6 protein-coding genes are annotated in these 6,013 nt (G+C 77.7%); 3 read left to right on the forward strand and 3 right to left on the reverse strand.

Annotated elements, in window-relative coordinates:
* Window positions 1-476: 476 nt before the first annotated feature.
* The gene (locus C6N75_RS27410; RefSeq protein WP_105871560.1) at window positions 477-1,271 is read left to right on the forward strand and encodes a VOC family protein; all 795 of its coding nucleotides are present in this window, start codon (window positions 477-479) and stop codon (window positions 1,269-1,271) included.
* Between the two features lie 274 nt (window positions 1,272-1,545).
* Here the strand turns inward: C6N75_RS27410 and C6N75_RS27415 are convergent, their stop codons facing one another.
* Window positions 1,546-2,526, reverse strand: coding sequence for a GlxA family transcriptional regulator (locus tag C6N75_RS27415; RefSeq protein ID WP_105871561.1), 981 nt, complete (start codon window positions 2,524-2,526; stop codon window positions 1,546-1,548).
* A gap of 130 nt (window positions 2,527-2,656) precedes the next feature.
* On the opposite strand from C6N75_RS27415, the gene C6N75_RS27420 reads away from it, so the two are divergent.
* The gene (locus tag C6N75_RS27420; RefSeq protein ID WP_105871562.1) at window positions 2,657-3,580 is read left to right on the forward strand and encodes an NADP-dependent oxidoreductase; all 924 of its coding nucleotides are present in this window, start codon (window positions 2,657-2,659) and stop codon (window positions 3,578-3,580) included.
* A 17-nt stretch (window positions 3,581-3,597) separates the two neighbouring features.
* On the opposite strand, the gene C6N75_RS27425 is transcribed toward C6N75_RS27420, so the two are convergent.
* Window positions 3,598-4,176, reverse strand: a complete 579-nt coding sequence (locus C6N75_RS27425; RefSeq protein WP_105871563.1) for a hypothetical protein — start codon at window positions 4,174-4,176, stop codon at window positions 3,598-3,600.
* A gap of 169 nt (window positions 4,177-4,345) precedes the next feature.
* Window positions 4,346-5,473: an MGDG synthase family glycosyltransferase gene (locus tag C6N75_RS27430; protein ID WP_105871564.1), complete on the reverse strand. Its 1,128-nt coding sequence runs from the start codon at window positions 5,471-5,473 to the stop codon at window positions 4,346-4,348.
* 201 nt (window positions 5,474-5,674) lie between these two features.
* Here C6N75_RS27430 and C6N75_RS27435 point away from each other — a divergent pair.
* On the forward strand, window positions 5,675-6,013 hold a 339-nt coding region (locus C6N75_RS27435), incomplete at its 3' end, for an SDR family oxidoreductase (protein ID WP_146132693.1).

A 6,013-nucleotide genomic window follows, 5' to 3' on the forward strand; every position in this document is an offset into this window, starting at 1 on the left:
CCGGTGGCGGCCCGGGTCCCGCCGGCCGGCGTCCCACCGCAGTCTCCACCCGCCGGGCGGTACCCGTAGCCCGGGACGCCCGCCCCGCCGGCCCACACCGGGGCGCTCAGCGGGGGAGGGGGCGGCGGGGTGAACGGCGGGTACGACGGCAGGGGCGGACCCGCGTCGGGCGGCCTGGACCGGTCACCGTGCCCCGCGATCGGGGGAGTTGTGGGATCTTCGGTGGTCATGGCGTGGCTCCGTTCGCCGGACTCCGGTGAGGCACACACCGTGTCGCTCGTCGTGCGCCACCACTGGGCGCGCGGTCTGCACCATCTAGTGGGCATCCGGGAGCGTTGCGCCATCCGGGAAGCGCGGATGGGGGAACGCCCCGCCCGCGGCGTTCGCGCCGCCGCCGGGTCCACGGTTCACTGGACGGGTGGGCCGCGGCTCCGGCTCCGCCCCGCGCCAGCTCACCGCGTCCGGAAGGCCCCCGCATGCTGACGACCCGTTACGTCTCCGGCTCCCCCAACTGGATCGACCTCGGCTCGCCCGACATCGACGCCGGCGTCGCCTTCTACGCCGCCGTCTTCGGCTGGACCTACCAGCCGGCGCCCGGCGGCGGATACGGCTTCTTCCAGCGCGACGGCGGCACCGTCGCCGCCATCGGCCCGCTTACCGAGCAGGGCGCCACCCCGTCCTGGACGGTCCACTTCCACACCGACGACGCCGACGCCACCCGGCAGGCCGTGGTGGCGGCGGGCGGCACCGTGCGGACGGAGCCCGACGACGTCTTCACCGCCGGCCGGCTCGCCGCCTTCACCGACCCCACGGGCGCCGACTTCGCCGTCTGGCAGCCCGGGGACGTCAAGGGCCTGGACACGGTCATGGAGCCCGGCACCCTGTGCTGGACCGAGCTGTACACCACCGACCTGTCCGCCGCCCAGGACTTCTACCGCTCGGTCTTCTCCTGGACGTACCAGGAGATGGACGCCGGCGACGACGGGCCCTACCACCTGATCTCCGCGCCCGGCGGCGGCGAGGGCGAGGACACCACGCAGGGCGGGGCGCTACAGCTCGGCCCGGAGAACCTCGCCGCCGGGTCGCGCTCCGAGTGGCACCCCTACTTCGGCGTACGGGACGTGGACGCCGTCTTCGCCGCCGCCGGCGCGCACGGCGCGACCACCGTCATCCCGCCGACGACCATCCCCGGCGTGGGCCGCATGGCCCAGGTCAAGGACCCGGCCGGCGCGGTCTTCGCGCTCATCGCCGGCGACCCCGCCACGACCTGAACCCAGCCACCGGGCGGCTCACTCCTCGGCCTGCGCCCTCAGCAGCGCCTCGCCGGCCTCCGAGCGGTCGTCACCGCGTGCGCCCACACCCACTCCGGCAGTCCCGCCGCCGAGGCCCTCTCGCCGGCGACCGCGACGACCGTCGTGGCCGCCGCCGCGGCGGCCGTCACCCTCGCGCCCGGCCCCGGACTGCGGACCGGCGGCCCCCGGGGGGGGCCTGCCCGCCGGGGGCCGCCGGGGGCCTGCGCGCGCCGCCCGGGGGTGACCTGCCCCGTCAGTCGCCGGCCAGGACCAGGCCGTCGGCGCGGAAGGTGCGGCGGTAGGCGATGGGGGAGACGCCGAGCACCCCGCGCATGTGCTGGCGCAGCGAGTTGGCCGAGCCGAAGCCGGCCCGGTGGGCGACCAGGTCCACCGGCAGGTCGCTGGTCTCCAGCAACTGGCGGGCCAGATCGAGGCGCTGGGCGGTCAGCCACTGCACCGGGGTCATGCCGACCTCGTCCCGGAAGCGCCGGCTGAAGGTGCGCACGCTCATCCTGGCGTGCCGGGCGAGCCGGTCCACCGACAGCGGCGTGTCCAGTCGCTCCAGCGCCCAGGCCCGGGTGGCCGTGGTGGTGGCGACGGTCGGCTCGGGCACCGGCCGGTCGATGTACTGGGCCTGGCCGCCGTCACGCCACGGCGGGACCACGCACAGCCGGGCGGCTCGGTTGGCGACCGCGGTGCCGTGGTCCCGGCGGATCATGTACAGGCAGAGGTCCACCCCCGCGGCCACCCCGGCGGAGGTGAGCACGTCGCCGTCCTCCACGAACAGCACGTCCTCGTCCAGCAGCACCCGGGGGAAGGCCCGGCGGAACTCCGGCGCCGAGTGCCAGTGCGTGGTGGCCCGCCGACCGTCCAGCATCCCGGCCGCGGCCAGCACATGCGACCCGGTGCAGATGGACACCAGCCGGACGCCGGGCCGGATGCGCGCCAGCGCCTCGGCGAGCGCAGGGGGGAGCGGGGCCCCCCGGGTCAGCTCGTCCATGGCGTGGGTGGGCGGCACGATCACGGTGTCCGCCCGCTCCAGCGCCTCCGGCCCGGCGTTGACGGTGACCGTGAACCCGGCGTCACTGGCCACCGGCCGCCCGTCGGCGGTGCAGACGGTCACCTCGTACAGTCCGCCGCCCTCGGCGTCGTGGGCGTTGCCGAAGACCCGCGAGGGGATGCCCAGCTCGAACGGGGGGACGCCTTCGAGGGCGAGGACGGCGACACGGTGCATGGCCGAATTCTGTCACATGCTGGCCGTACGGCCAGCGCCGCCCGGCGACGCGGGCGGCCATGCTGAGGGCTCGGCCCACTGGGTGGTGGGCCCGACCATGCGCCCAATGAGGAGAAGAGCCATGTCAGCCATGCGTGCCGTCGTCGTCAGCGAGTGGGGCGGTCCCGAGGTGCTCGTCGAGCGCGAGATCGAGCGCCCCGCACCGGGTCTCGGCGAGATCCTGGTGCGGATCCGGGCGGCCGGGGTCAATCCGGCCGACTGGAAGACCCGGACCAGCGGCGAGCTGGTCGACTGGGGCGAGACCGCGATCGTCGGATGGGACGTCTCCGGCACGGTGGCGGCGGTCGGGCCCGGCGTCACGCTCTTCCAGCCCGGCGACGAGGTCTTCGGCATGCCGCACTTCCCCCGGCAGGCCGGCGGCTACGCCGAGTACACCGCCGCCCCGGCCCGGCACTTCGCGGCCAAGCCGGCCGCGCTGAGCCACCAGGAGGCCGCCGCGCTGCCGCTGGCCGCGCTCACCGCGTGGCAGGCGCTGGTGGACACGGCCGGCGTCGGCGCGGGCGACCGGGTCCTGGTGCACGCCGCGGCCGGCGGCGTCGGGCACCTCGCCGTGCAGATCGCCAAGGCCCGGGGCGCGTACGTGATCGGCACCGCCAGCGCCGCCAAGCACGAGCTGCTGCGCTCGCTGGGCGCCGACGAGGTGGTGGACTACCGCTCCGTCGCCTTCGAGGACGTGGTCGGTCCGGTGGACGCGGTCCTGGACAACGTCGGCGGCGACACCGGGGCCCGGTCGCTGAAGGTGCTGCGGCCCGGCGGCACCCTGGTCACCCTGCCCGGCCCGGGCGACGTGCCCGCCGACGCGGACGGCGTGCGCACCGGCTGGCTGCTGGTCGAGCCCGACCGGCACGGAATGCTGGAGATCGCCGCCCTGGCCGAGTCCGGCCGGCTGCGGCCGGTGGTGGACACCGTGCTGCCGCTCGCCGAGGCGGCCAAGGCGCACGCGCTCGGCGAGCAGGGCCGCACCACCGGCAAGATCGTCCTGACGGTCGACTGACCGGCCCGCCGGGGCGGTCAGCCCCGACGCAGGTAGTCGGCGAGCCGGGAGCGGGCGTCCTCGGCGGTCAGGCCCAGGGCGGTGCCGACGGCCTCCCACGACAGCCCGTCCTCCTCGACCGCCCAGGCGGCCTCCCGGGAGATCCGGGAGGTCATCCGCTCCACCGCCGCCACCGCCTTGAGCGCGGCCACCGGGGCCTGGTCGGCGACCGCCTCCAGCCGCTCGTCCAACCGGGCCAGCAGCTCGGCCAGCTCCTCGGGCAGCGGGACCGTCCGCGCCTCCACCGCGCGCAGGTGGTCCCGCCAGTCCCCGTAGGGCCCCGAGGTGTCCAGGTCGGACAGCTTGCCGCCGTCGTCCAGCCGCTCCCAGTCGACCGGGTAAGCCGGGCCGCGCCAGCCGCAGGAGCAGCGCCCCCGGTAGGCGGCGGCCCGGGGCCGGCCGAAGGCGCCGGTGTACGCCCACCACTCGCTGGTGCGGTGCACGTCGCCGCCGCTGCCGAGGTCGACGCTCACCGGCCCGGGCTCCGAACCGTCGGCCAGCACCGCGCCCGCGCCGCCCTCGTGGGACCGGCCGTACTCCTCGCTGGTCCACCCCATGGCTTCCTCCCCGCTCGTCCACCCCACGGCTGCCTCCCCGGCAATGGACCCCGCACCGGCGTCCCCCACGCCCGAGGGTGCATCAGCCCGGTGACGCGGGAGGGCCGAACGGCCGAACTGCCGCCACCTGAGCGGCCCGCCGCCCGGCAGCTGGCACCGGGCTGCCCTGTCAGGTCCCGGCGGCTGGCTCCGCTGCCAGGGCGAGCACCAGCGCGGCCGCGTCCTCGCGGAACAGCGCGGCCCCGGCGCGTACCAGCGTGTCCCGGGCGGGGCCGTCGGCGGACAGCGCGGTGACCGCCGCGACCAGCTCGCCGGGCCCGTCCGCGTACACCGAGACCCCGCGCGCGGCCATCTCCCGCACGCCCGCCGCCCCGTGTCCGGCGATCGGCCGGAAGCCGACCACCGGCAGCCCGGCGGCCAGCGCCTGCGCCGCGGTCTGACCGGCCGCGTTGTCCACCAGCACCCGGGCGGCGGCCATCAGTCCCGGCAGGTCCCGCACCCAGCCCAGCGCCAGCACCCCCGGCACCCGGTTCGCCCGCCCGCGCAGCTTCTCGTCCCGCCCGCACAGCAGCACCGGCAGGCAGCCGGCCGCCAGCAGGGCCCGGGCCGCCGGCAGCAGCCCGGGGCCCACCCCCCACGCCCCGGCCGACAGCAGCACCACCGGGCGGCCCGCCGCCCGCGCCGCCGCCAGCCGCGCCGCCGGGCCGGGGGTGTCGGCCCGGCGGAAGTCCGGCGGCACCACCGGGCCGGCCGCCACCGCCGGGCGGCCGGTCCCCGCCCTCGTCGCCCGCGCCGCCGCCTCGGTGACGCAGAGGTACAGGTCGTTGCCCGGCTCCAGCCAGGCCCGGTGCACCGCGAAGTCCGTCACGCAGACCGCGCACGGCACGTCCAGCGCGCCCCGCGCCCGCAGCCGCCCGGTGACCTGCCCCGCCAGATGGAACGTGGACACGACCACGTCCGGCCTGGCGCGCGCCACCAGCGCGGTCAGCGGCCGCTCCGCCAGCCTCGCCAGCGGCGACACGTCCGGCCGCCGCCGCGCCCCGGGCGCCGGGGCCAGGAACACCCGGTGGATCAGCCCGTACAGCGCCGGCGCCCGGCGTACGACGAACCGGTAGAAACCGCGCAGCGCCGGGCCCGCGCCCGGCGGCAGCAGCGTCAGTACGTCCCGTACCAGCACCTCGCAGCCCGCCGCCCGCAGCCGGCGGGCCAGCTCCCCGGCCACCGCGTCGTGCCCCGCGCCCATGCCCGCGGTCAGCACCAGGCACCGCCGCCTTTGCCGCCGTGTCGGATGCCGCATCCTCATGCCTCCGTCACCGATCCGCGCCCCTGCCGGGCGGGACGTCCCATCGTGCGGCGCGCGGCGGCCCGGCGCGGCCCGGGACGGCGCGCGTCGGACTGTTCGGGTGGACGACAGGACGCCGCCGGCCCACGCCGGGAGGCGAAGCGGCCGGAAACCGGGACGCTGGAAGGGCACCCCGTCCACAGCCCGGAGGCCCGCATGCCGACTCCGACCCCGTCCGCGCCCTCCCGTGCCGCCCTGCCGCCGCCGATCCGGCCGGTGGCGCTCGTCACGGGAGCGTCCTCCGGCATCGGCGCGGCCGTCGCCGACCGGTTCGCCGCCGACGGACGTTGCAGGCTGCTGCTGGCCGGGCGCGACGAGCCAAGGCTGGCCGCCGTGGCCGGGCGCACCGGCGGCGTCCCGCTCCCCGGCGACCTGGGCGAACCGGCCGGCGTGGCCAAGCTCGCCGCCGACGCCCTGGACCGGGAGGGCCGGGTGGACGTGCTGGTCGCCGCGGCCGGCCTGGGCTGGGCGGGGCCGCTCGGCGCGATGCCCGCG

This window comes from Streptomyces solincola (assembly GCF_002982015.1).
Lineage (GTDB): Bacteria > Actinomycetota > Actinomycetes > Streptomycetales > Streptomycetaceae > Streptomyces > Streptomyces solincola.